The organism is Pseudomonas sp. BIGb0164, from assembly GCF_024810135.1.
Classification (GTDB): domain Bacteria; phylum Pseudomonadota; class Gammaproteobacteria; order Pseudomonadales; family Pseudomonadaceae; genus Aquipseudomonas.
Window position 1 is genome coordinate 181,297 of sequence record NZ_JANUEA010000007.1, and the last position, 25,323, is coordinate 206,619.

At 62.0% G+C, this 25,323-nt stretch carries 25 protein-coding genes and 1 pseudogene; 7 read left to right on the plus strand and 19 right to left on the minus strand.

Translation table 11 applies throughout. The features are described 5' to 3' along the window. Positions 1-34 precede the first annotated feature (34 nt). Positions 35-760: a BPL-N domain-containing protein gene (locus tag M2394_RS19600; protein ID WP_259173758.1), complete on the minus strand. Its 726-nt coding sequence runs from the start codon at positions 758-760 to the stop codon at positions 35-37. An 87-nt stretch (positions 761-847) separates the two neighbouring features. Then, positions 848-1,474, minus strand: coding sequence for a glutathione S-transferase family protein (locus M2394_RS19605; RefSeq protein ID WP_178925655.1), 627 nt, complete (start codon positions 1,472-1,474; stop codon positions 848-850). 127 nt (positions 1,475-1,601) lie between these two features. On the opposite strand from M2394_RS19605, the gene M2394_RS19610 reads away from it, so the two are divergent. Then, the gene (locus M2394_RS19610; protein ID WP_259173764.1) at positions 1,602-2,057 is read left to right on the plus strand and encodes a VOC family protein; all 456 of its coding nucleotides are present in this window, start codon (positions 1,602-1,604) and stop codon (positions 2,055-2,057) included. Here M2394_RS19610 and M2394_RS19615 read toward each other — a convergent pair. Beyond that, positions 2,038-2,661, minus strand: coding sequence for a TetR/AcrR family transcriptional regulator (locus M2394_RS19615; RefSeq protein WP_259173766.1), 624 nt, complete (start codon positions 2,659-2,661; stop codon positions 2,038-2,040). The genes M2394_RS19610 and M2394_RS19615 overlap by 20 nt on opposite strands. Positions 2,662-2,796: 135 nt before the next feature. Here M2394_RS19615 and M2394_RS19620 point away from each other — a divergent pair, with 135 nt between their 5' ends. Next, on the plus strand, positions 2,797-3,237 hold the full coding sequence (locus tag M2394_RS19620; protein ID WP_178925652.1) for a hotdog fold domain-containing protein: 441 nt from the start codon (positions 2,797-2,799) through the stop codon (positions 3,235-3,237). A 38-nt stretch (positions 3,238-3,275) separates the two neighbouring features. Here the strand turns inward: M2394_RS19620 and M2394_RS19625 are convergent, their stop codons facing one another. From M2394_RS19625 to M2394_RS19650, 6 genes are all read right to left on the minus strand, one after another. Continuing rightward, a complete protein-coding gene (locus M2394_RS19625) occupies positions 3,276-5,009 on the minus strand; it encodes an OPT family oligopeptide transporter (protein ID WP_259173767.1) in 1,734 nt (577 codons plus the stop codon). Positions 5,010-5,159: 150 nt separating this feature from the next. Further along, on the minus strand, positions 5,160-7,217 hold the full coding sequence (locus M2394_RS19630; protein WP_259173769.1) for a methyl-accepting chemotaxis protein: 2,058 nt from the start codon (positions 7,215-7,217) through the stop codon (positions 5,160-5,162). Positions 7,218-7,501: 284 nt separating this feature from the next. Next, positions 7,502-7,795 carry a DUF3144 domain-containing protein gene (locus M2394_RS19635; protein WP_178925649.1) on the minus strand — a complete coding sequence of 98 codons (294 nt, stop codon included), beginning with the start codon at positions 7,793-7,795 and terminating at the stop codon, positions 7,502-7,504. A gap of 82 nt (positions 7,796-7,877) precedes the next feature. Continuing rightward, positions 7,878-8,417, minus strand: coding sequence for an ATP phosphoribosyltransferase regulatory subunit (locus M2394_RS19640; protein ID WP_259174364.1), 540 nt, complete (start codon positions 8,415-8,417; stop codon positions 7,878-7,880). A 287-nt stretch (positions 8,418-8,704) separates the two neighbouring features. Further along, on the minus strand, positions 8,705-9,403 hold the full coding sequence (locus tag M2394_RS19645) for a tRNA (adenine(22)-N(1))-methyltransferase TrmK (RefSeq protein ID WP_259173775.1): 699 nt from the start codon (positions 9,401-9,403) through the stop codon (positions 8,705-8,707). Between the two features lie 6 nt (positions 9,404-9,409). Continuing rightward, positions 9,410-10,120 (minus strand): FadR/GntR family transcriptional regulator, encoded by a 711-nt coding sequence (locus M2394_RS19650; RefSeq protein WP_178925647.1) that lies wholly within the window; start codon positions 10,118-10,120, stop codon positions 9,410-9,412. A 340-nt stretch (positions 10,121-10,460) separates the two neighbouring features. On the opposite strand from M2394_RS19650, the gene M2394_RS19655 reads away from it, so the two are divergent. Further along, on the plus strand, positions 10,461-11,822 hold the full coding sequence (locus M2394_RS19655; protein WP_259173777.1) for an MFS transporter: 1,362 nt from the start codon (positions 10,461-10,463) through the stop codon (positions 11,820-11,822). 19 nt (positions 11,823-11,841) lie between these two features. Further along, the gene (gudD, locus tag M2394_RS19660; protein WP_259173786.1) at positions 11,842-13,167 is read left to right on the plus strand and encodes a glucarate dehydratase; all 1,326 of its coding nucleotides are present in this window, start codon (positions 11,842-11,844) and stop codon (positions 13,165-13,167) included. Positions 13,168-13,293: 126 nt separating this feature from the next. On the opposite strand, the pseudogene M2394_RS19665 reads toward gudD, so the two are convergent. The 8 genes and pseudogenes from M2394_RS19665 to M2394_RS19700 all read right to left on the minus strand — a co-directional run. Beyond that, a pseudogene (locus M2394_RS19665) lies at positions 13,294-13,491 on the minus strand (DNA-binding protein); the annotation flags it as partial. Between the two features lie 125 nt (positions 13,492-13,616). Next, positions 13,617-14,774: an acetylornithine deacetylase gene (argE, locus tag M2394_RS19670; RefSeq protein ID WP_259173794.1), complete on the minus strand. Its 1,158-nt coding sequence runs from the start codon at positions 14,772-14,774 to the stop codon at positions 13,617-13,619. Beyond that, positions 14,771-15,445 (minus strand): DUF1028 domain-containing protein, encoded by a 675-nt coding sequence (locus tag M2394_RS19675; protein ID WP_259173795.1) that lies wholly within the window; start codon positions 15,443-15,445, stop codon positions 14,771-14,773. The genes argE and M2394_RS19675 overlap by 4 nt, the downstream gene beginning before the upstream one ends. A gap of 11 nt (positions 15,446-15,456) precedes the next feature. After that, the gene (locus M2394_RS19680) at positions 15,457-16,188 is read right to left on the minus strand and encodes a class II aldolase and adducin N-terminal domain-containing protein (protein ID WP_259173797.1); all 732 of its coding nucleotides are present in this window, start codon (positions 16,186-16,188) and stop codon (positions 15,457-15,459) included. Positions 16,189-16,242: 54 nt separating this feature from the next. After that, the gene (locus M2394_RS19685) at positions 16,243-17,073 is read right to left on the minus strand and encodes an ABC transporter substrate-binding protein (protein WP_259173799.1); all 831 of its coding nucleotides are present in this window, start codon (positions 17,071-17,073) and stop codon (positions 16,243-16,245) included. A 29-nt stretch (positions 17,074-17,102) separates the two neighbouring features. Continuing rightward, entirely contained in the window at positions 17,103-17,975 is an 873-nt protein-coding gene (locus tag M2394_RS19690; protein WP_178925640.1) for a phytanoyl-CoA dioxygenase family protein, read from the minus strand. Positions 17,976-18,002: 27 nt separating this feature from the next. Further along, entirely contained in the window at positions 18,003-19,520 is a 1,518-nt protein-coding gene (locus M2394_RS19695) for an amino acid ABC transporter permease/ATP-binding protein (protein WP_259173800.1), read from the minus strand. A 333-nt stretch (positions 19,521-19,853) separates the two neighbouring features. Next, positions 19,854-20,828: a LysR family transcriptional regulator gene (locus tag M2394_RS19700; RefSeq protein ID WP_178925638.1), complete on the minus strand. Its 975-nt coding sequence runs from the start codon at positions 20,826-20,828 to the stop codon at positions 19,854-19,856. 183 nt (positions 20,829-21,011) lie between these two features. On the opposite strand from M2394_RS19700, the gene M2394_RS19705 reads away from it, so the two are divergent. The 3 genes from M2394_RS19705 (at position 21,012) to M2394_RS19715 (ending at position 23,295) form a co-directional block, all read left to right on the plus strand. Next, positions 21,012-21,434, plus strand: coding sequence for a RidA family protein (locus tag M2394_RS19705; RefSeq protein WP_259173802.1), 423 nt, complete (start codon positions 21,012-21,014; stop codon positions 21,432-21,434). Between the two features lie 17 nt (positions 21,435-21,451). Next, positions 21,452-21,892, plus strand: a complete 441-nt coding sequence (locus M2394_RS19710; protein ID WP_259173805.1) for a type II 3-dehydroquinate dehydratase — start codon at positions 21,452-21,454, stop codon at positions 21,890-21,892. Positions 21,893-22,044: 152 nt separating this feature from the next. Continuing rightward, positions 22,045-23,295: an NAD(P)/FAD-dependent oxidoreductase gene (locus tag M2394_RS19715; protein WP_178925635.1), complete on the plus strand. Its 1,251-nt coding sequence runs from the start codon at positions 22,045-22,047 to the stop codon at positions 23,293-23,295. Here M2394_RS19715 and M2394_RS19720 read toward each other — a convergent pair. Both M2394_RS19720 and M2394_RS19725 read right to left on the minus strand, forming a co-directional pair. Continuing rightward, a complete protein-coding gene (locus tag M2394_RS19720) occupies positions 23,292-24,635 on the minus strand; it encodes a hypothetical protein (RefSeq protein ID WP_259173807.1) in 1,344 nt (447 codons plus the stop codon). The two genes, M2394_RS19715 and M2394_RS19720, sit on opposite strands and share 4 nt — an antisense overlap. Positions 24,636-24,732: 97 nt before the next feature. Then, entirely contained in the window at positions 24,733-25,239 is a 507-nt protein-coding gene (locus tag M2394_RS19725) for a hypothetical protein (protein WP_259173808.1), read from the minus strand. Positions 25,240-25,323 lie beyond the last annotated feature (84 nt).

Here is a 25,323-nt window from a genome sequence, read left to right on the forward strand (position 1 = left end):
CACACCGCCGCGCGGGGCAAGCCCGCTCACTACATTAGAAGCTGTGGATCAGGGTGCTGAAGAGGTCGTTCTTGGGCATTTTGTTCAGCGGGATCTCGGCGTTTTCGAACCATTCCCGGCTGGCCTCGGGGTGCGGGCCGCTGAGCACCACCACGCCCTTTTCAAAGGTATACCGCGCCGCCGCGACGTCGCCGTTGCGGTAGGTCGCCAGGGTCGTATAGTGCCCAGCCTTGGGCATATAAGGGCCATCCTGGAAAAACACCTGGTCCGCCTTGCCGCCCCACGTGACCTGCACGGCGGCGTCGGCGATGCCGGGCACTTCGAAACCGGGGCGGCCGGCTTCGCCGTCAAGATCCTGGGGGATCAGGCCGAGGTTGGTGTCATCCGCCAGGTAGGCCCCCATGCACAACCCCAGGTAGCGGCCGCCGTTGGCGACGTAATCACGGATGGCCTCGCTGCGCGCCTCACCCAGGCTGCGCAAGGCGCCGGGGATGTCCTGGCCGCCGCCCGGCTGTACATAGAGGTCGTAGCGCGCCAGGGTTTCAGGCGTGATGTCGACAGGCTCATCCGCCCCCACAAAATCGATGTGGACGTCGGGATTGACCCGTTGCAGGGCCTTCGCCACGTTCTCGGAACAGTCGTCACAACCCGCCGGCCCCCGATAGATGGCGACACGGGTGATGGACGTCGCGGCGTCGGCCAGTGACGGCAGCAATAGGGCAAATGCAAACAACGGCGCGGCGATGGCTCGCAGGTTCATGGCAATGGGCTCCAGGGCAGACAGCCCAAAGCCTATAGCGATTGCGTCGTCCAATCCGTTAACAGTTGTAAGCAATCCCGCCCAGCGTCACCGAGCAAACGCGTACTCACCGCCCTGCTCCACCGCCTTGCGATACGCCGGCCGCGCCTGGAAGCGTTGTACCCACGCCGCCAGGTTCGGGTACGTCGGCAACTTGCCCTGGGCCTTGGCGACTTCGCCGATGAAACTCATCTGGATATCCGCCCCACTCAACTCATCCCCCAGCAGGTACGGCGTTTTCCCGAGCGCTTCGTTCAAATAGCCCAGGTAATTGGCCACTTCCGACTCGATACGCGGGTGCAGCGGCGCGCCCGCTTCGCCCAGGCGGCCGACGTAGAGGTTGAGCATCAGCGGCAACATGGCCGAGCCTTCGGCGAAGTGCAGCCATTGCACGTACTGGTCGTACGCGGCGGTGGTTGGGTCCGGCTGCAGGCGGCCCTGGCCGTGGCGGCGGATCAGGTAGTCGATGATCGCGGCGGACTCGATCAGCTTCAGGTCGCCGTCTTCGATCACCGGGGATTTACCCAGGGCATTGATGGCCTTGAGTTCCGGGGGGGCGAGGTTGGTTTTCGGGTCGCGCTGGTAGCGCTTGATCTCATACGGCAGGCCGAGTTCTTCGAGCAGCCACAGGATGCGCTGCGAGCGCGAGTTGTTGAGATGGTGAACAATGATCATGACGTGCTCCGAAGGGCCAGTGGGGTCTTGGCAAGAGACTACGCCAGCAGCCGAGAGTGCCGGCAAATAAATTTCTAGGCGATACGCGCCATGGTTAGGATAGGCATCGATCTACAAGGAGCCCGCCATGGACCTGAAATTCAGCCACGTCGACATACTCGTCGAACACCTCGAAGACGCCTGCGCCTACTACGCGCACATCCTCAAAGCACGTATCTCCAAGACCTTCGTCTGGGAGCGTGGCGGCCTGCATGTGCGTTATGCCGTGGTGCTGCTGGGCCAGGAGCGCTTCATGCTGGTCCAACCAATTGCGGGCAACTTGCGCGAACTCTTGGACGCCCACGGCGAAGGGATGATTTACCGCCACTGCTACACCACGCCGGACGTCGAAGTCGCCTACGACGAACTGGTCGCCGCCGGTGTGCAGCCCGAAAATGAAAACGGTGTGCCCCTGGCCCGCGAGAACCTGCAGTCGCCTTCCGGTGGTCGCATCATCTGGCTGCCCAAGCGCTTCGGGCACTTCTCCATGGAGATCCTCGAAGAAGCCACGCTGGAAGCCTTCATCAAGGACGCGTTTGACTGATGGACGCCCATGCCGCCTGCGCCAGCAACGGCGCATGGTCAATCGGGCTGTTCTTGACCCGCCCGGACAACCACGCCCGGGCGTAACTCTCCGCCGCACCGACGATCAGCGACAGCAACAGCTCAGGCGGAATATGGCTGAAGGCTTCGCGGCGCTCAGCCTCGCTCATCCACTCGGTCAACTGCCGGTTGCGCTGTTTGTTGCGGGTGAGCAGTTCGTCCTTGTGCGGGCCGTTGGCCACGGCGAACCGGCTCTGGAACACAAAGCGCGCCCATTCAGGTTGCGCGTCGACCCATTCCACATAACTGCGCACCAGCGCTTCCACACCGGCCTGGGCGGTTTGCGCCTGCTCTAGATGGTGAGCGCGCAAAGCCGCTTGGTCTTCCAGCGCGGCAAAAAACAGCGCGGCGACGATGCCTTCCTTGTTGCCGAAATGATGGTAGATCGCGCCCACGCTGGTCTCGCAGCGGGCGCGGATAGTGTCGATGGTCGTCGCTTCAATGCCCACTTCGTTAAAGCAGGCCAGGGCCTCGCGCAGGATGCTGCGTTTGAGGTCGCTGCGCCGGCCTGGGAAGGTGCGCTCGAACAGATCAGGTGCGTGCATGAAGTGGCTCGGCAAATGTACGGAGTCTAAAGCGACAGCGGCCCAGAGAGAAGGCATGGCCTTGACACCTCTGGAATTTACAGAATATTGTTCCGTCACAGAATATTATTCTGTAAATCACCCAGAGGAAAACCCATGAGCCAGTTTCTCACTATGTTCAACAGCGCAGGCCCTGCCGCGTTCAGCCAGATGGCCTGCCAGGTGGCGCCCTACTTCAGCACCATCAACCCGCACATCGCCGAGCTGCGCCCCGGGCACGCGGTGGTCAACGTGCCGTTTCGCAAGGAAATCACCAACCACCTGGCCTCCGTGCATGCCATTGCCTTGTGCAACGCGGCGGAATTGGCCGGCGGCACCATGACCGACGTGTCGATCCCTCAAGGGGCCAAATGGATTCCCAAAGGCATGACCGTGGAATACCTGGCCAAGGCCAAGTCGAACATCCGCGCCGTGGCCGATGGCAGTGGCATTGACTGGACAACGGCCGGGGACAAGATCGTGCCGGTGGACATTTTCGACGAGGGCGAGGTGAAGGTGTTCACCGCCAGGATCACCATGAATGTGAAGCTTGCCTGAGGCCCGGGCGGCAGGCTCGGCCTGGGCCGAGCCTCGCTTCACCCAACCGCCACCATCGACCACAACGACGCGCCCACGCCGGTGATGCTCTCCCCCGCAATCAACCCCGCAGCCGCGGTGATCGCAAAGCGTTCGGTGAGGCTCGGCCAGCGGCAGCTCACCAGCCAGGTGAGGATCGCGCCCAGGGCCATCATCAGCGAGACCGAGGCCGGCAGCACAAAGGCCAGGCCCAGCGCGGCGGCGCTCGGGAGATAACGGGCACGATGGGCGGGCAAGGTGCTGTCCAGAATGCCCAGCAGCACGCCGACCAAGCCGCCAAGGGCGATGGCCCAGCGGACACTCGTCGACAACGAATCCAGCCCATGGGTGAGGGTTTGCGCCACGGCCTTCCAGGTGGCGACGGCCGGTGCCGGCCACTCCTCGGTGAGCAACATGGAGGACGGGTCAGGGATCAGCGCCAGGTAGGCGAACACACCGACGATGCTGCCGATGAAAATCCCCAGGATCTGCGCGATCACTTGCTTGTGCGGCGTGGCGCCAATGGCCTTGCCCACCTTGAAATCATTCATCAAATCGGTGCACTGCCCGGCTGAACCGCCAGCCGTATTGGCGCTCATCAGGTTGATCGGCACCTGCCCCGGCGCGGCGATGCCAAAGCTCAGTTGCGACAGTTGCCCAATCGCCCCAATCGGCGGAATGCCGGTGGCGCCCACCACGCGTGCGGCGACGGCCGCGAGGCAGATTGCCAAGGGGATGGTGAGCAAGGCCATGCCCAGGTGGATGCCGAACAGCAACGCCTGCAGGCTCACCACCAACACGATCGACAGCGCCAAGCCGGCGGCCGGCCCTGGCTTGGGCAGCGTCCAGGTGGCCGCGCCGCTGGCGCGCGTCGAGCGATGCAACGCCCACAAGCGAATCGTCAACGAGGCCAGGGTGGAACACACCATCAGGCTCACCCCCGGCCACAGCAACCACTCCACCAGCGCGGCGAATTGCGGGCCGCTGCTGTCTGCCGGCAGGGTCACCAGGTGCTGCGCCAATAGCCAGGGGGCGAGGCCACCCCAGGCGAGCAAGGCGCCGAGCAGCAGGGTCAGGCCCACGCGAATGCCGATGATGCCGCCGAAGCCCACCAGCAACAGGGACGGGTCAGCGGTAAAGGTCAGGCGTTCCAACGCGGCGCTGGGCGACCATCGTGGGAAGGCCCACACAAAGGTGTCCACCCACTTGACCAGCCCCGACAGCAACGCGGCACTGAGCAGCACTTTCAAGCGCGTTGCGGCTTCACGGCCGTGGTTGTAGATGTGCAGCAGGGTTTCCAGGGTGGCCATGCCTTCGGGAAATTTCAGCGCCTTGTCATTGAGCAACGACGGGCGCAGGTACCAGGCGATCCAGATGCCCAGGAAACTCACCGAGAAGACCCAGGCAATCATCGGCAGCGCGTCCAGCTGGTTACCGGTCAACAAGGTGTAGGCCGGGATCGGCGCCACCAGCCCACCGGAGATGATCGACGCGGCGGCCGACGCCACGGTCTGGTTGATGTTGCTTTCGTGCAACGTCCACGGCAGCTGCTCGCCGGAGCGCTTGGCCAAGCCCTGGAAAATCGCGTAGCCGATCAGCAAGGCGATGATCGACATGTTGAACGACCAGCCGATCTTCAGGCCGGCGTACACGTTGGAGGGAGTGAGCAGAATGCCGAGCACGCTGCCAGTGATGACGGCACGCAGGCTGAGTTCGCGGGTGACGGGGCCATGCGGCAGGGTCGTTGCAGGCATGCGGATTCCTTTCGGCAAGGGAACGGGCTACCTGATAAGTGAGCCTAGTCTGTACCGAAGGTTCAGGTGGAAGACCTGACCGGCCCCTGAAAACACCTGAGAACATCCTGTGGGAGCAAGCCCCCTCCCACAGGGGTGAGTTGTGTCAGCTCAACCCAGGCGGAACCGCGCGGTGTTATCACTCAACGCCTGGCTGCCCTTGCTCAAGGTATCCGCCGCACGGTTCACCGCGCGCGCACCGTCCAACAAACGCCCTGCCGCCTGATCCACCTGCTGGATATTGCCGCTCACTTCATCCGCCGTCGCCGCCTGCTCCTCCACGGCCGTGGCGATCTGCGCCAGGGTGTCGGTGACGTGCTGCACCGCCCCGGCGATCTCGCCCAGGCGGGTGCCCAGGCCGGTGACGGATTCGGCATCTGTCAGCGCTTGTTCACAGGCAGCGCCCATCAACGCGACGGCCTGGCTCACGGTGGCGCGCAGGCTGTCCACCGTGCCGGCGATCTGCGCGGTGGAAGCCTGGGTGCGTTGCGACAGGCTGCGCACTTCATCGGCCACTACGGCAAACCCACGCCCCTGCTCACCGGCGCGGGCGGCTTCGATGGCGGCGTTGAGCGCCAGCAGGTTGGTCTGTTCGGCGATGCCGCGAATGGTGTCGACCACCGACTGAATCTGCTGGCCTTGCTGGCTGACCTGTTCCAGCGCGTTGGCGGTGTCGCCCAGGCGCTGGTTCAGTTGCTGGATGCTCGCCGTGGTGCGCTGGCTGTCGCGGCTGCTGTCTTCGGCAATGCGCCGGGTCTGTTGCGCGCTGCCCGAGGCCTGCTCGCAGCTTTTGGCGACGCCCATGGAGGTGGCGGCCAGTTGCGTGGCTGCTGCGGCGATCTGGCTGATTTGTTGTTGCTGGTCCTCGACTTCGGTGAGGGTGCTGCCCGACTGCGTGTTGAGGGTGAGCACAGTGGTGCCCAACTGCTGTGTCTCGTGGTTGACCCCCAGCAGGCTGGTGCGTAACTGCACCACCGCGACGTTGAGCGCCGTGCTGATCGCCGCCAATTCGTCGCGGCCTTCCACCGCCACTTCTACGCACAGGTTGCCGTCACGCAGGGACTCGGCCAGGGTGGTGATGCCGCTGGCGCTGCGGCGGATGGACGCTTGTAGGCACATGAACAGGTACAGCGCCGCCAGGGCCAGCAGGCTGAAGGTGGCCACCACCGGAATGAAACGCTTGAGCGAGCGGTCACGGTAATAACCCAGGCGTTCGTCCAGCGAATTGAGCGACTGGCTACGCAACGCACCCAGCGCACCGAGCATGCTGTCGACACTGCCATCGAACGTCGCCATGTCGAGTTTGATGGTACCGCCGAACACGCCTTCATCCAGGGCCTTGAGTTGGGTGTCGAGCAGTTGCAGGCTGTTGTCGTATTGCGCTGTCCATGGCTCCAGGCCTGGGTATTGCTTGGCCTTGAGCGAGGCGGCGGCCTTGACCAACTGGTCCCGCGCATCGCCGATGCGCCCGCGCAGGTCACGCATCTGCAGGCGGCTTTGCAAGGTGAACTGCCCGGAGGCAATGGACGACTCACCCACACTCGCCGTGCGGCCGATGCGCTCGATCAGGTCGGGGGTGTGCTGGGTGGAGATCTGCATCAGCAGGTAGGTTTCCAGCCACGGGTCGAGGATCAAGCCGGCGTCGAGGGTGATCTGTTCACGCAGGGCTTGCAGGGCGGTCAGGGCGGCGGTGAAACGGTCATAGCCGTCCGGCCACCAACCCACGGTGCGCAGGGACTGGGTGTCCATGCCCTTGACCGTGGCCTGCAACGCTTCGAAGCGCGCCATCGTGTCAGCACTGGCGTTCTGCGCTTTGAGGGCCTCGCCCAGGGCTTGCAGGCTTTGCAGAATGATCGGGCTGCCGGCGTCCACCTTGTCCATCGCCGCTTGGGCTGCTGGGGTGGGCGCGTGGAGGATGTCCACCGCTTTCCAACGCGCGGCCAGGTTGCGCTGGGCGGTGAGCTGGGCGTCCAGCGCGTCCAGGGCCAACAGTTGGCGCACGCCGGATTGCTCGCTGGAAATCACCGCGAGCTTGTCGCGGTAGTCCTGGCCGATCATCCACAAGCTTCCGGCCAGGGGCAGCATGAACAGGAAGAACAGCACCTGGAACTTACGCGCAAAACCCAAGCGCCCGAGCAGGCGGATACCGGGGGACAAAAGACTGTGCATGGCCGACCACTCCCTAAAACAACCCACACGGTGCACCGAGGGGCGAAGCCTTGAAATGACTAGCAGCAAAATGCCATGTCATTGATTAGCTTGGCTCTAGCAAGATACGGGCCGTTGGTTGAGACGCAGGAGATCAGCGGGGTTGCACGCTACAGGTGCACAGCCAACGCCCCGAAATGGGGCAAAAGCACTCAGCCCTGAGGGCAGACCTGTAACGGATAAACACCCCGATCAACGGTAGGAGCCGGCTTGCCGGCGATGGCGGTGGGTCAGCTATCCAGGTTTCAACGGGTGCTGCCCATGTACCGCTCGAAGTTGTTGATGTGATCATCCAGGTTGTCTTCCAGCATCATCCGGTACTGGTCGCAGAAATACTTGAGCATCGCCTCCCGCGCATCGGCCATTTCTGCGCCGGACTTGAAGTTGCGCGCGCTGGCCCAGGCGCTGAAGCGGGTGGCGCCGAACGTCATCGAGGCGCTGACTTCGCCAAGGTTCTCGCAGGTCTTGAGCTGCTCGTTCGACAGTTCGATATGTGCATCAGCACGGTCATAGAAAGCTTGATCAGTGGCATCTGCCATGGCGGGGTTCCTGGGTGAACGAAGAATGGCGGGCATTGGAACATATCCGCCAGGCGCCCCCAAGCAGGAGGCGCCCGTTGCATCAGCTCAATGCGAGCACCAACCGCTCAAGCCCGATACCAAACCCGGCACCTTCCCGGTACGCACCGCCGCCGACCACCTGTTGCTGCGCGCCCAGCGCAGGGCAACGCACTTCAAAACCGTTGCCCTCCAGGTAGTAACTCAGCCCACGCTTCACCGCCAGGCTCAACTCATAGTCGAGCCCCAGCGAATCCAAAAAACCGGTGCACAGTGCCTGGCTGCGCTGCAACGCCAACGCGGGCAATGGGCTGAGAATCTCCAGACCCAACTGGGTGAATTCTCGATAACGCCCGGCTTGCGGCCGCTCGTAGCGATAACAGCGCGCCACATAAAAGAACATCGCTTCTTCCCGACCACCGAGCAATTCGGCCGTGCGCTCCTGGAACAGCGCCGTGGCTTCGGGGATTAAGCAACACTTGCGGCCCGCCTTGTCATCAAAGGCCCACATCTGCCCGATGATTTCACTGCCACCGGCCTTTTCGATGAACGTGTCCTGGCCCCACAGCGCGGGCACAATGACTTCTTCAGCGCCCGCTTCGATGAAGCCAGCTCCGAAAGCGCCCCTCGATTTTTCGCATCAGTGCCGCTTCTGTTCCGGTCACGATTCGGGTTCCGCGCAACATGGTCATGGGGTAAATCTCCATTTCTACAGACAATAAAAAAGGCGCCGGGAGGGGCGCCTTGGGTTGGGTTCATTGAGTGATCAGAAGGTTTGATCAATCCGTGAATGCAAGCAACCGCGGCCCCTTGGGAAAGGTCCGTGGTGGTGATGGCGGTTGCTTTGAGGAAATTGAGTCATGCCCGATCCTGGCACATTTGTAGGAAAAGTTACAACCCCAGCAACGCCGCAATCCACTGCGCCTGCCTGGCGACTTCTTGCCGCTTCTCGTCCGGCACCGCCTGGCGTGCGCGCTCAAAGCTGGCCAGGGTTTTCTGTTTCTGGCGCAGCAAGTGTTGCCACTTGGCCAGGAACACCGGGCTGCGCGCCTGCATCTGCAGCGGGCCGAAGTACAGTTCTTCGCCGGTGTAGGTCACAGGCTCGGCGCGTTCAGCCACGATGATTTCGTAGTAGAAGCGGTTTTCCCGCAGCAACTCTTCGCGCAGGATGTGGTAGCCCTGCTCCATCAGCCACTGGCGCAACGGCTGCTCGCCGCCATTGGGTTGCAGGATCAGGCGTTCGTGACCATTGAGGTGCGCCTGGCCAGCGTCGAGGATGTCGCGGATGGTTTCGCCGCCCATGCCGCACAGGCTGATCGCAGTGATGCCGTCCTGGGGCTCGATAGCCGCCAGCCCATCGGCCAGGCGCACCGTCACGTTCGCCTCCAGGCCGTTGTCGCGCACGGTTCGTTGGGCTGCGTGGAACGGCGTCGCCGCCACCTCCCCCGCCACCGCCGCCGTGATCGCGCCGCGACGCATCAGCGCCACCGGCAGGTAAGCGTGGTCCGAGCCGATATCAGCCAGGCGTGCGCCCGCGGGCACGTTGGCAGCCACGCGCTCCAAGCGCTGGGACAAAGTGTGTTCGTTCAACGGGTTTTACTCTCCAGAAAATCGATCACGGCTGTTGGTCAGGTGCAACACCATCGCCGCCCGCGCGGCATCCGGGTCCTGGCGCTTGATCGCATTGAAGATCGCTTCATGCTCCAGGTTCGCCAACTGCCCCAGCTTGGCGAAGTCGGCGCCACCGCGCTCGGCGCCCTTGACCTGGGTGCGCGGGATCATCGCATTGCCCAGGTGCAGCATGATCTCGGTAAAAAAGGTATTGCCCGTGGCCTCGGCGATCAGTTGATGGAAGCGCTTGTCTTCCTCCACGCAACTGTCGTTGTTGGCCAGCGAGGCCTGGTAGTCATCCAGCGCCTGGCGCATGTGGGCGAGCTGTTCATCACTGCGGCGCTGCGCGGCCAAGGCCACGGCCTGCACCTCCAGCCCCAGTCGCAACTCCAGCATGTTGCGCACGCTGGCGACGGTGTCCACGTGCAGGCGCAATCCCTGCTGGGCACTTGGCGCCAGCACGAAGGTGCCGATGCCGTGACGCGTCTCCACCAGGCCCGAGGCCTGCAACTTGGAAATCGCCTCGCGCACCACCGTGCGGCTCACGCCGTGTTCACCGACGATGGTGGATTCCGACGGCAGTTTTTCACCGGGCTTGAGCTGCCCGAGCAGGATGCGCTGAGTCAGCGCGTCGACCACGCCTTGGGCCAGGTTGTTGGAGCGCTTACGGACAAGGGTTCGGCTTTCAATGGGCATCGCGACGGGTCCACGGGGCTGAGCTGGTGGGAGCTTAACACCCTGCTCGGAGCCCACGCTGGCCAGATGCAAAAAACCCTCAACTTGTATGACAACCAATATTAAAGCTGCAGTTCATGTTGACAACCGCACAGCAGCCCGCCTCCTTCAAGGCTGCTTGCACAACCCCAAATAAGCCCAATAAATACGGGACAAATAACCAGATCACTCGATTCCACCATGGCCTTATAAGAACAAATTCACACCACACTGCATTGCGAACTCAAGAAAACCACTTGTATGATGTCTATCAACAAAACACGCAAACCCGCATAAAAATAATCAGGGGGAGTTTTGAATTGTGAACAATTCAAACCATGCAGCTGCCACGCCAGAAACAGAGTCCGTGCTCGCGCGCACCGTCAGCAAAGTGAAGAGCCATGTGCTCCCACTGTTCGTGATCATGTTCATCCTCAACTACATCGACCGGGTCAATATCGGCTTCGTGCGTACGCACATGGAGCATGACCTGGGCATCGGCGCGGCGGCCTACGGCCTCGGTGCCGGGCTGTTCTTCATCGGTTACGCGCTCTTCGAGGTGCCCTCCAACATGCTGCTGCAAAAGGTCGGCGCGCGTATCTGGCTGACCCGCATCATGTTCACCTGGGGCATCGTCGCCACGCTGATGGCGTTCATCCAGAACGAAACCCAGTTCTACATCCTGCGCTTCCTGCTGGGCGTCGCCGAAGCAGGCTTCTTCCCCGGCGTGATCTACTACTTCACCCGCTGGCTGCCCGGCGTGGAGCGTGGCAAAGCCATTGCGATCTTCCTCAGCGGCTCGGCCGTTGCTTCGCTGATCTCCGGCCCGCTGTCAGGTGCGTTGTTGCAGATCGAAGGCTTTGGCTTCCACGGCTGGCAATGGATGTTCGCCATCGAAGGCCTGGCCTCGGTGGCGCTCGGCTTCTTCGTGTGGTTCTGGCTCGACTCCAAACCCCACGACGCCAAATGGCTGACCCGCGAAGAACAGGACGCCCTGGTAGACGCCATCGATCAGGAACAGCTCGAGCGTGAAGCCCTGACCACCGTCAAACCCAGCCTCGGCAAGCTGCTCAAAGACCGTCAGATCCTGCTGTTCTGCGTCTTGTACTTCTGCATCCAACTGACGATTTACGCCGCCACGTTCTGGCTGCCGAGCATCATCAAGAAGATGGGCGATCTCAGCGACGTGCAGGTGGGCTTCTTCAACTCGATCCCGTGGCTGATCTCGATCATCGCCATGTACGCCTTCGCGTCGCTGTCGGGCAAATTCAAGTTCCAGCAGGCCTGGGTCGCCGCCGCGCTGTTGATTGCCGCAGCGGGCATGTTCATGTCCACCACGGGCGGGCCGATCTTTGCCTTTGTGGCGATCTGTTTTGCGGCCATCGGCTTCAAGTCGGCCTCGTCGCTGTTCTGGCCGATTCCCCAGGGCTACCTGGACGTGCGTATCGCCGCGGCCGTGATCGCGCTGATCAACTCCATCGGCAACCTTGGCGGCTTTGTTGCGCCGACCACGTTCGGCTTTCTTGAACAGACCACCGGTTCGATCCAGGGCGGCCTCTACGGGCTGGCGGGCACTTCGATCCTCGCCGCGATCCTGGTGTTCTTTGCCAAGACCTCGCCCTCTGCCGTGTTGACGCCGCCCGGCGGCGTGCCAACCGGCGCAGCACTCAGCAAACCTCTTTGAGCTTATTTAGGAACGTGCCATGACCACTCCCGTTATCACTCACTTCCAGGTCATTCCGGTGGCCGGCCACGACAGCATGCTGCTCAACCTGAGCGGCGCCCACGGCCCTTACTTCACACGCAATATCGTGATTCTCAAGGACAGCAGCGGCAACACCGGCGTCGGTGAAGTGCCCGGCGGCGAACGCATCCGCGAAACCCTGGAAGACGCCCGCAGCCTGGTGATCGGCCAACCCATCGGCCAGTACCAGCGCATCCTCAACCAGATGCGCAGCACCTTTGCCTCTAGGGACGCGGCCGGTCGCGGCCTGCAAACCTTTGACCTGCGCATCACCATCCATGCCGTCACCGCCATGGAAGCCGCGCTGCTCGACCTGCTCGGCCAGTTCCTCGAAGTGCCGGTGGCGGCGTTGCTCGGCGAAGGCCAGCAGCGCGATGCGGTGAAAATGCTCGGCTACCTGTTCTACGTCGGCGATCGCAACGCAACCGACCTGGCCTACCGCAACGAGGCCGACGCCGAGGATGACTGGTTCCGCCTGCGCCACGAAACAGCCCTGACCAGCGAGGCCGTGGTGCGCCTGGCCGAAGCGGCCAAGGCCAAATACGGTTTCAATGACTTCAAGCTCAAGGGCGGCGTGCTCAGTGGCGATGAAGAGATCGAAGCCGTCACCGCCCTGGCCGAACGCTTCCCGGTCGCGCGCATCACGCTTGATCCGAACGGCGCGTGGTCACTCAAGGAAGCCATCCGCCTGTGCCGTGACCAGCACAAGGTACTCGCCTATGCCGAGGACCCGTGCGGCGCAGAGAACGGCTATTCGGGCCGCGAAGTCATGGCCGAATTCCGTCGCGCCACGGGCCTTAAAACCGCCACCAACATGATCGCCACCGACTGGCGCGAAATGGGCCACGCGATCCAACTGCAATCGGTGGACATCCCCCTGGCCGACCCGCACTTCTGGACGATGCAAGGCTCGGTGCGCGTGGCGCAGATGTGCAACGAATGGGGCCTGACCTGGGGTTCGCACTCCAACAACCATTTCGACATTTCCCTGGCGATGTTCACCCAAGTGGCCGCCGCCGCACCGGGCGATATCACCGCCATCGACACCCATTGGATCTGGCAGGACGGCCAGCGCCTGACCCGCGAACCGCTGAAGATCGAAGGTGGTTACGTGAAGGTGCCGGCCAAGCCAGGCCTGGGCGTGGACATCGACATGGACGCCGTGGCCAAGGCCCACGAACTGTACAAGGGCATGGGCCTGGGTGCCCGGGATGACAGTGTGGCGATGCAGTTCCTGATTCCGGGTTGGGCATTCAACAACAAGGCGCCGTGTCTAGTGCGGTAAGGCCAACACAGGTAAACAACGGTGGGAGCGGGCTTGCTCGCGAATGCGGTGGATCAGGTACAGATGTGCTGGCTGACACACTGCATTCGCGAGCAAGCCCGCTCCCACCGTTGATCGTCGTCTTGTTCAAGTCCGCGTCTTGCGGGCTGCAATCGGTTGTACCGTGAGCTCGACACCCAACGCCAGCATCAGTTTCTGGACCGTTTCATAACGGGTTTTCGAGCCGCCCTTCAGGGTTTTGTACAGACTCTCTCGATTGCCCCCCGCCGCCTCGGCCACCTTGTTCACGCCTTGGGCCTTGGCCACTTCGGAAAACGCCGCCATCGCCGGCAAGCCGGCTCCTACGAGGTTGTGTTAGCGCAGATTCCTGTGTGGGAGCTGGCTTGCCTGGGATAGCGGTATACCTGCTGACACAGCGTTAACTGACCCACCGCCATCGCCAGCAAGGTCTAGGGGTGACCGTCGCTCACGAACTCCACCACCCGCGCCAACATCCGGTCACACGCCGCCAGTTGCTCCACGCTGATGAACTCATCCGGCTTGTGCCCTTGCTCCATGCTGCCGGGGCCACACACCACGGTGGGAATACCGGCCCGGTCAAACAGCCCGCCCTCCGTACCAAAAGCCACGGTGCCGAATGCACGGGAGTCACAGAACTGCGCCACCCATTCAGCAGCCTGGCTTTCCAGGGAGGTGGCCAACCCCGGGTAGCTGGACAGCTCGCTGAAACTGATCGCCGATTGTGCACTCACCGCCTGCATCACCGGCAGCAAGGTCTGTTCGGCATAGCGCTGCAACTGCTGGGCAACCTGCCAGGGATCCTGGGCCGGCAACGAGCGCACTTCAAAATCAAAGGTGCAATTTTGCGGGACGATATTCAGTGCCTTGCCGCCACTGATCACCCCGGTCTGCACCGTGGAAAACGGCGGATCAAAACGCTCATCCAACTGCGGTGGCGCCTTGAGTTCTTCGCCGAGCCGCACCAGCTCGCTGATCAAGCACGCCGCGTATTCAATGGCGTTGACCCCGGACGGCGCATACGCCGAATGGCACGCCGCGCCCTGCACCTCGCAACGCACCGCCAATTTGCCTTTGTGGCCCAGCACCGGCTTGAGCTCGGTAGGTTCGCCGATCACGCACAGCAGCGGCTTGACCGCCTGCCCATGGAACCGTTCGATGAGCGAACGTACGCCCAGGCAGCCCACCTCTTCGTCATAGGACAAAGCGATATGCACCGGCATACGCAACGGCGCCTCCAGCAACGCCGGCACGCTCGCCAACACACAGGCGATATAGCCCTTCATGTCAGCCGTGCCGCGCCCATACAACTTGCCGTGTTTTTCCGTGAGTTCGAACGGCGCCACGCTCCAGCGTTGGCCGTCTACCGGCACCACGTCGGTGTGGCCGGACAACACGATGCCCGGCACATCTGTCGGGCCGATGGTCGCCAGCAGGTTGGCCTTGCTCTTGTGTTCGTTGTAGACCAGCTCACAGGCCACGCCGAGGTCCTGCAGGTAGGTGCGCACAAAGTCGATCAGGGCCAGGTTGGACTCGCGGCTGGTGGTGTCAAAACGCACCAGCTGCGCCAGCAGGTCGCGGCTGTTCATCGGTCATCCCCCGGCACGGCATAGCCTGGGGCGATGTGCGGGTTGAGGGCGCGGTCGATGTAAGCCTGCGATTGCCCGCGATAGGCCTGCCAGAGCTGGTCGAGGGCGCCGATCGGGTCTTCCTCGGCCCAGTCCACCCGCAGGTTGACGATGGGCCAGAGCAAGTCGTCGACCACCACCAGCGCCGCCGAATGCACCGGCCCCGCTTCGCCGCCCCGCGCCTGCCCGGTGTGCAGGGCGGCCAGCAGGCGATCCGCGAGGGGCCCGGTAGCGTTTTCGAACGCGCGCACCATGGCGTCAATCACCCCCGGGGCCGCCAGCATGTTGCCGGCCGCCACACACTGCTCGCCGCTGACCGCGCCATGAATGCCGAGGGTCTGGGCACCACTGAAATGCGCGGTGCGGCCTTGGCTGTCGATCACCGTCACCTGGCGGTATTCGCTGTGGGCCTGCCCGGCCATGGCCGCCAGCGCCTCACCGGGTGTTGCGCCTTGCTCCAGCAGGTCCAGCACCTGGGGCCCCAGGCTGGGCAAGGTGATGTTCTGTGACGCCACCGCGCCCACACCGGGCCGCAGCCACGGGCAACGCGCGCCCACGGCAATGCTCGACGAGCTGATGGCAATGCCCAACTGGCCGGTTTCTGTGCAGCGGGCGACAACGGAAAACGTCATGGAAAGGCTCCTCAGTCGAGCACGGAAGGGTCAGCGTCGATCATCAACTGCTTCATTTCTTCAAAGTGCTGGCGCGAAAAATCCGCAATACCTTCCCAGCCCCGTGCGGTTTTTTCCGCGACGTCATCCGACAGCACCCGCAACGGTTGCCCGGTGGACCACGCCGTCACGAGGATCTGGCAAGCACGCTCCAGGGTCCAGATATCGTCAAAGGCTTCGCCGATGGACGCCGCCGTCACCATCACGCCGTGGTTGCCCATCAGCAGGCGGCTCTTGCCGTCGAGCAAGCCGGCCAGGCGTGCGCCTTCGGCTTCGGTATCGGCCATGCCGCCGTACAACTCGTCCACGGCCACGCGGTTGAAGTAACGCGCGGTGTTCTGGTCGATCGGCGGCACCTGGGGCGTGGCCAGGCACGCCACCGCCGTGGTGTAGACCGGGTGCAGGTGCAGCACCGCGCGGGTGTGCGGCAACAGGCGGTGGATTTGCCCGTGGATCGACCAGGCGGTGGCGTCCACGTTCGGGTTGTCGGCGCAGGCCGGGTCATCGGCGTTGAGCAACAACAGGTCGCTGGCGCGGATGCGCGAGAAGTGCTTCCACTTGGGGTTGAGCAAAAACTCTTTGCCATCGGCCGACACGGCGGCGCTGAAGTGGTTGGCCACCGCTTCGTGCATGCCCAGGTGCGCGATGATGCGAAAGGTCGCGGCCAGGTCGATGCGCGTCTGTTCTTCGAGGGATAACGCCATGAATCGGACTCCGCAGGGCGCGGCCGCACGCGAATGCGGCACGCGCGGGTAGGTTTACTGCGGCATCAACGCCGCGATGTCGGCCTCGGTGGGCGCCTGGAAGTTGTACTTCTTCAGCAAGGCCGCGTATTCAGGCGTGGCGCGGTATTTTTCCAGGCCCTCGACCAGGGCTTTTTTCACCGTGTCATTGCCCTTCTTCACGCCGAAGCCGTTGAGCACCGGGTAGATTAGGCTGTCGGAAGAAATCACCACGCGGTTGCCCAGCTTGTCGATCACGCCACGGGCCACGGCGGCGTCGGTGATCTGGGCTTCAACCGCGTGAGCCAGCAAGGCCTGGGTGGTTTGCGGGTCGGTGCTGTATTCGCTGATCTGGATCGGCTTCAAGCCCTTGGCCACGCAATACTCAGTCGACAGTTTGTTCATCTGCGCCAACCACGACGTGGCGCCCATGGAGCCGATCTTATGGCCGCAGAATTCTTCCGGGGTCTTGGGCTGGAAGGCGCTGTCCTTGAGGGTGAGGATCGACTCGCCGCTCTTGAGGTAAGGGATCATGTCGATGACCTTGACCCGCTCAGCAGTGATGTACATCGACGAGTTGGTCAGGTCGAAACGGCCGGCCTGCAGGCCGGTGATCAGGTTGGGAAAACGCGTGTCGAGGGTCTCGACCTTGCGCCCCATGACCTTGCCCAGGCCGTCCATGAACTCGATGTCAAAACCTGCCGGCTTGTTGTTATCCATGTACTCATAGGGGAAGAACGTCACATCGGAACCGGCGATGATCTTGCCGTCCTGCTGGAACGCCGAAGCCGCCAACGAAGTCATCGCAACCGCGGCGCCCAACAGGCATGCGGCAAGGGGACGAACACTCATACGAAACGCTGTCATGGTTTTTACCTGCAAGGGTTTGAGTTGGGTTAGGCAGTGGCTGAATCTTGTCCGGCCTGTTGCACGAAGAACGAGGCGCCACGGGGTTTCTGCGGCAAGCGCATGTGGTTGTCCGTGGAGCGCACCAAGCCGCTCTCTTCACCGGCCACCAGCAGGCCGGCGTGTGCACTGGGCAAGGGGTTTTCGCCGAATGGCAGCGCGTCTTCAGCGGCGTAGACACTGATGAACAAAGTGCGCGGGAGTTCGGTCTCGTTAGGGCTGGAAGCATGCAAAAGGCGGGTGTGCATGAAGCACACGGAGCCGGCCGGGCCGTAGCAGGCCACCGGCTGCTGGCAGTGTTCCTCGACCACCGCGTCATCCACCGAACCGGTGAAACGCTGATGCTGCCAGTGCGACCACAGCGGGCCTTTATGGCTGCCGGGGATCACGTTCAGCGGGCCGTTTTGCGGGGTCACTTCGCTGACCATCAGCAAGGCGGTGACGATGTCATCGTTGCTGTGGGGCGTGAACAGAAAGTCCTGGTGCCACTTCACCTGGGTCGCGGTGTGAGGCAGCTTGGAGTTGATCTTGCTGTGGTGAAAACGCGTGCCCTGGGCGCCGATCAGTTGCGCGCAAATCGCCGCCATGCGTGAGTGCAATGCCACACGCTCATACGCCGGGGAAATCTCGGTGGGCGAACTGACCCGGCGCAACGACGGGTGATCGGCGCGGTGATCGCCCTCCAAGTCGAAGCGTTCGCGACCATCGACGGTCGCGCCCCAGCCTTTCTGGTGGCTTCGGCTTTCTTCTACCCATTGGTCGAAATCGTGTTGCAGTGCGGCCACTTCGTCCTGCGATAACACGTCTTCGACCACCAGGAAACCGTCACGCTGGAATTGTTCGATTTGCGCTTGCTCGATCATTGTATTTTTTCCTGAACGTTGAGGGGGTCACGCCAGCGAGACGTCCTTGAGGAACGCCTCCACGCGTGGGTTGTGGCCGCTGCGCAGGGCGCCCGGCGTGTCGTCGCAGACCACGCGGCCCTTCTCCATGAACACGATGCGGTCGGAGACCTTGAAGGCGAAGTTCATCTCGTGGGTGACGATCACCATGGTGATCCCCTCCTCGGCCAAGGCTTCGATGACCTGCAGCACTTCGTTGACTTTTTCCGGGTCGAGCGCCGAGGTGGGCTCGTCGAACAGCATGATTTGCGGGCGCATCATCAAGGCGCGGGCGATGGCCACCCGTTGCTGCTGGCCGCCCGACAGCTGGTGCGGGAACTTCCAGGCGTGGTCGAGCATGCCCACCTTGTGCAGCAGCGCGTAGGCCTGTTGCTTGAGGTCGGCCAGGCGCCCCAGGCGGTGGTATTTGGGCGCCATCAGCAGGTTGTCGAGCACACTCAAATGCGGGAACAGGTTGAAGCTCTGGAACACCATGCCGATGTTCAGGCGGTGCTCGGCATGCTCGATAAATTGCGGCTTCTGCGCGCCGACCTTGTCGAGGTGAATGAACGGCTGGCCGTTGATCCGGATCTCGCCGTTATCCAGTTGTTCCAGGCCGTTGAGCAAACGGATCAACGTGGTTTTGCCGGAGCCGGACGGGCCGATCACCGACACCACTTCACCGGGCTGGATCTGCAAGTTCACCGAGCCGAGCACTTCAACGTTGTTGTAGGCCTTGTGCAGCCGCGCCGCCTGCAACGCCGGTTCGCCGTTGCTGGCTGGGCGCACCAACGCCGTGCGCTGCTGGGTGGCCAGCGCCAGCACTTCAGCGTCCGGCACACGGGACACGTTGCGTTGGTTGACGTCGAGAAAGCGCTCCAGGCGTTTAAGCAGAAAGTCGAACACGGTGACGATGAACACGTAGAAAAACGCCACCGCCGCCATGGTTTCGATCACCAAAAAGTTCTGCGAATACAGGCGCTGGCCGACCATCAGGATCTCCGTGAGGGAGATCACCGACACCAGGGAGGTGAGCTTGACGATGGAGATGTATTCGTTGGCCAGCGAGGGCAGCGCCACCCGCAAGGCTTGAGGGATCACCACACGCCACTGGGTACCGAGGAAGCGCAGGCCCAACGCCCGTGCTGCTTCGCCCTGCCCTTTGTGAATCGAGAGCAGGCCGCCGCGATGGATCTCGGCGACGTAGGCGCTTTCGCAGATCACCAGGGCCAGCAGGCCGGACCAGAATGGGTCCGCCAAAATCGCCGACGTGCCGGGCAACGCCTGGGGCAAGTTGTAGATGAAGATCAGCAGCACCAGCAGCGGCAGGCTGCGGAACAACCAGATATAACCACGGGCCGGCACGCTGAGCAGGCCGTGCCTGGATTGCTTGGCCAGCGCCAGCACGAACCCGAAGACGATGCTCAACAACCAGGTCAGGGTGCTGAGCTTGATCACCGTCCACGTCGCGCGCCAGAACTCGGCGTCGCCGAGCAAACCAAACATGTAGTGCCAGTCGAATGTCATCGTCGTGGTGCCCTGAATAAGTTGATCTACATCGATGGGTTGAGAGTCGTGGCGGGAGGTGGTCAGGGTCAATTCGTAAAAGCCGGGGCACTGGGTAGGCAGAACCTATGCAGCCAAAAACCACGCAAAAAACCAATGAACGAAGATCCAATGTGGGAGCGGGCTTGCTCGCGAAGGCGGTCTGTCAGTTACTGATGTGCTGACTGATAAACCTCATTCGCGAGCAAGCCCGCTCCCACATTTTGATCTCCATTGTTCTGGGATCATGCGCATTAGCCAAAATGGTGCGCACCTGAACCCACCACGTCGAACACGCCACTTATTGGTGCAACGTCAGCTCACACCACTCATCACCCGCACCGCATGCGGGTCGAAAAAGCTCGGCGGTGCCATGCCGGGGATGTACTGGTCGGAGACAAACATGCGGCACCGCTCGGCAAACGCCGACACCACCCGCGACAGCTGGGTGTTGCTGGCCGTGGCGTAGCCCAGGCGCATCGGGCGATGAGCGCCGGCCAGGCGTAGGCGGATCACGCGCTTGCCGTCCTGGGACACGTTGGATTTGGGCCGCGCATTCGCGAAGGAATAACCGATGCCGTTACCGACCATGGCGCGCACCGTTTCGAGGTTGGTGGAGCGCATGATGATGTTCGGCGTGGTGCCCGCCTGGATGAACAGGCTGAGGAAATAATCGCGGCTCCAGGGCGTGTCGAGCAGCACCACCGGGTAGGCTTCGAGGTCCTGCATGCTCACCGCCGGCAGGTTTGCCAACGGGTGGTATTCGCCGACCATCACATAGGGCGGCAGTTGGGCCAGGGGCTGGAAGTCGATGTCCGGGCTGGTCACCAGGTCGTAGGTCAGGGCGATGTCCAGCTCGCCGCTGCGCAGTTTCTCCAGCAGTTCCTCGTGGTTGCCTTCGGCCTGGGTCAGCCGCACACCGGGGAACGCACGACCAAAACCAAACACCAGTTCCGGCGTGATCATCGGCGCCAGCGACTCCAGGCAGCCCACCCGCAGCGGCCCGCGCACGGTGTTCAACGACTCCGAGGCAATGGTGTAGAGGTTGGTCATCTGCTCCAGGATGAGCTTGGCTTCCTGCATCACCTGGCGCCCGACGGCCGTGAGGGAAATGCCCTGGGCGTGGTGCCGCACAAACAGCTGGATGCCCAGCTCCGCTTCCATATGGGTGATCGCCGCCGAGATCGACGGCGACGACACATGAATGCGTTCAGCCGCAGCACTGATGCTGCCCGCCTCGCCGGACGCGACAAAATATTCCAGTTGGCGCTGAGTAATTCGACTGAGCATCACGCCTCCACAACAATGGGTGTACGTGATCGATAGTGCAGGGTTCGTGCCGGGTCACTGCGCCTGCCGATGAGGGGCACGAGCTTCGGTTTTTCCTAAGCACTACCCTGCACAAATGCTGGTTTCGCTACAGCCATGGTGGTGTGAAGCTGCGGTCATCCCGTTTTCAGCGAGCCGCCTGCGATGCCCACCCACACTCGAATCCGCATGTTCAACACCCGGGAAACCTACCCCAACCAAAGCCTGGACAACGACCTCTGCCAGGCCGTGCGCGCCGGCAACACCATTTATGTGCGCGGCCAGATCGGTACCGATTTCGATGGCAACCTGGTGGGCCTCGGCGACCCGCGTGCCCAGGCCGAACAGGCGATGAAAAACGTCAAGCAACTGCTGGAGGAGGCGGGCTCCGACCTGTCGCACATCGTCAAGACCACCACGTACCTGATCGACCCACGCTACCGCGAGCCGGTGTACCAGGAGGTCGGCAAGTGGCTCAAGGGCGTGTTCCCGATTTCCACCGGGCTGGTGATCTCCGGCCTGGGCCAGCCGGAGTGGCTGATGGAGATCGATGTGATCGCCGTGGTGCCAGATGACTGGCAGCCCTGAATGACCTGGAGTACGCCATGAGCCACCGTGTGATGTTCCTCAACGGGCCGAACGCCAACCTGTATGGGCTGGATAAAAGCGGCACCTACGGCAGCGAGAGCTTTGCCAGCATCGAAGCGCGCTGCCAACGCCACGCCGCTGAATTGGGCCTGACCCTGGACTTTCGCCAGAGCAACCACGAGGGCGTGCTGGTGGACTGGATCCAGGAGGCGCGGCTGAGCAGCGATGCCATTGTGATCAATGCGGCCGGGCTGACGTACAGCTCGGTGCCGATCCTCGATGCGCTGCTGGCGTTCGACGGGCCGATCATCGAAGCGCACATGAGCAACATCTGGAAGCGCGAAAGCTTCCGGCACCACTCGTATGTATCCAAGGCTGCCACCGGCGTGATCGCCGGGTTGGGGGCGCTGGGTTACGAACTGGCCCTCACAGCGGTGGCCACCTTGCTGAAACCTTAAAAACACCACCGCTCAACTGTGGGAGCTGGCTTGCCTGCGATGGCATCAACCCGGTCCACCTGATGCACCGCGGTGCCCGAATCGCAGGCAAGCCAGCTCCCACAGTTGATCTTCGGTGTGGCAGATAAATTTCTTATTTTCAGGAAACGCCTATGTCCGTCGAAACAATCAACACCCTGGTGGTCGGCGCAGGCCAGGCCGGGGTTGCCATGAGTGAGCACCTGTCCCTGATGGGCGTGCCGCACATCGTGCTGGAACGCCACCGCATCGCCGAGCGCTGGCGATCGGAGCGCTGGGACTCGCTGGTCGCCAACGGCCCGGCCTGGCATGACCGCTTTCCCGGGCTGACATTCGAGGGCATTTCCCCCGAAGCCTTTCCTCCCAAAGAGCGCATGGCCGACTACTTCGAAGCCTACGTCGACAAACTGCAGGCGCCGGTGCGCACCGGTGTCGAGGTGCAGCAAGTGGAACGCCATGTGGGTCGCCCCGGTTTCAAGGTCACGACCTCGGCTGGCGTGATCGAAGCCACCAACGTCGTGGCGGCCACCGGCCCGTTTCAGCGCCCGTCTATCCCCGCCCTCGTTCCGGCGTCGGCACCGCTGTATCAATTGCACTCCTCTTCCTACAAGAACCCCGGCCAATTGCCCGAGGGCGCGGTGCTTGTGGTGGGAGCCGGTGCCTCCGGTTCTCAGATCGCCGAAGAACTGCAAAAAGCCGGCAAGACCGTGTACCTCTCGGTGGGCGAACACTACCGCCCTCCCCGCGCGTACCGGGGCCGTGACTACTGCTGGTGGCTGGGCGCGTTGGGCTTGTGGGATGAGGTCAAGATCCAGCCGAAGAAAAAACACGTGGCCTTTGCCGTCAGCGGCTATGAAGGTGGCAAGACCGTGGACTTCCGTCGGCTGGCCCATCAAGGCATTCATCTGGTGGGCGTCACCCAAGGCTGGGACGCAGGCGTGATGACCTTTGCCCCAGGCCTGGCCGATAACGTGGCCGAAGGGGACCGTGCGTATTTCGAGGTGCTGCGCGATGCCGACGCGTACATCGAAGCCAACGGCCTGCCCTTCCCCCTGGAGCCCGAGGCCTGGGACCTGCTGCCCGATCCGCCATGCCTGCTCAACCCGATCCTGAGCCTGGATTTGGCCGAGGCCGGCGTGACCACGATCCTGTGGGCCACCGGCTTCACGTTCGATTTCGGCTGGTTGAAAGTCGACGCGTTCGATGAGAAAGGCGAGCCCTTCCACAAACGCGGGATCTCGGCCCAGAGCGGGATTTACTTCCTGGGCCTGCCGAACCTGGTGAACCGTGCCTCATCATTTATCTACGGGGTGTGGCACGACGCGAAGTACGTGGCCGACCATATCGTCTTGCAGAATGAATACAGGGCTTACAACAGGCCTTAAGGCTTGAGGTTTTTCAGCAAGGTGAAGAGTTGGCCGGTCAAGCTCCATCGCGGGGTGGGTAGGTCGGAGGGTACGGCCAGCGCATCGAGAAGGGTGCGATTGGGTGCTTGGCTGGAAAGCGTATCCGAGATCAAGTACTGCTCGTTTTGACGTGTCGAGGGGGCCTCACGTTTGTACGGCCTGCCAGTGGCCGGATCCAACACGTAGCCGGCGGCCTTGCCTTCTTCCGTCACTGTCCAGCCGTCGTCAGTCTTCACAAGGACAGGATTGAAAGGCGGCAGCGTTATGCTCATGTTCGTGGTTTTGACGATATGGTCCGCGATAACGATTGGGTTCAAGACCGCGAACTCACTGCCAAGCGGCGGCTGGTCGGCACCTTCATCGGAGAACTTGTTCACCATCCGTTCCAGGAACGGTATGCCGCCCACGTTGGAAAACGCGCCATGATCGGGGTTGAGGATGTAGCGCAAAAAGCCCGGGTCGATGCGCGTGCTGTTGATTGCCGAGCCGTTCAGGATACCCGCGGCGGTGGCGGCATCGTCTGGCTTGAAATCGTACCTCACCGGATGCCCGTCCAGGTCGTAGCCGCTATTGCCACCGAGCATCTGGCTGCCGTCGGTGTAATAGCGGTAGGTGCTGTACGCCATGACCAAACTATCGACAAAGTACAGGTCTGCACCTTCGGCCTGTGCATATCCGTACATATCCGCAATCACCGCGCGGTCTTCGAGGGTGAGGAACTCGCAGCGATTTTGCCTTTCGTTGTAGGCCGTGGCAGGCGGGAGCGCGACCGGCGGCTCTCTGCCACCAAACAAGCGCGAGATCATGATTTTACGACCGTTAGCAAACTCTGGCTCCGGACTGGAACTTACAGGGGCCTCAGTTGATTGCAACGTTTGCCAAGCGGCACGTCGTTCATTAATGGTGAAGGAGCCGCCGTCGTCGTGGGCGATCAGGCTGAGTTGATCACGCGCGAGACCTTTGAAGGGGTTGCCGTCAGTGCCGTTGAGAAACGCCGTCGCTTGCCGCGCCCGTGCCAAATGTTCCGGGTTGTCGGTGGTTGGAATCTGCGCATCATGTTGCGCCTTATGGGCGAAATACTTGGCATCGGTGATAGGTGCCAGCAGGTCGGCACCAGTGTGCCCCCCACGCATTTCAGCGCGCATGGCCGCAGCACTCAATTGGCCGGCCAGCAGCGAGACGGTGGTGGCGCCGTTATTGGAAGTAGAGGAATCGGCCTCGCCTGCTTCGGGCAAAGCAACGGGTGGCGTAATCTCGTCTACGGGATGGCTGGCCACTCGACTGTGAAGCGACGTTGTATAGGGGCTGATCGTGTTCATGAGTATGTACCTGCATAAAAACATGCGGTTTCTATACAGATCTGTTCTTTTTAGAGAGCACTCGCAATCGAGCCGACCGCGAGCGCTATACAACAGATCAATATTGATATTTAAACGTTACCGAATCGACACCGGCAGGACGAGCGAACGGTGGTTCTCCGCCTAGCACACTATGATTGATAACAACTTTAGAGCCGTGACCAAAAGCTTGATCGTTAAAAAAATCTAATGTCCCGGAAGAGCTTGGCTGAATATCCTGGCAAGTTTTTTCAGAACTAAAAGGTCGGTAGTAACAGAGCTCCACAGCATCGCGAATCGTCTTAGGGTAGTACGTCGTACTCCATTGAATCCCTAATAACTTTTTCGGGAGAGTAAGCGTCCCTGCGGGTATATCTGTGGACAAAACATTAAACGTAGAAAATCCAGTACCCGGATAAACATCAGACATAGATAGCACCAGCACAGGCATGGGTGCATCCGCCTTGGTTAAAACCCTTTCTTCCGCGAACACTGAGCCACCTGCAATCGCTGCAAAAGCAGCCACTAAGCCGAGAAGAAAACCCCTCGCAACTCTCACCAACGGAACCACACTCAAGCTTTTCATCATTTACCCCCACAGAGTCAGAAACCAACACCTGGAATTAAACTCAAGCCAACTGTAAGAACCACGCCAGTACGATTGCACGAA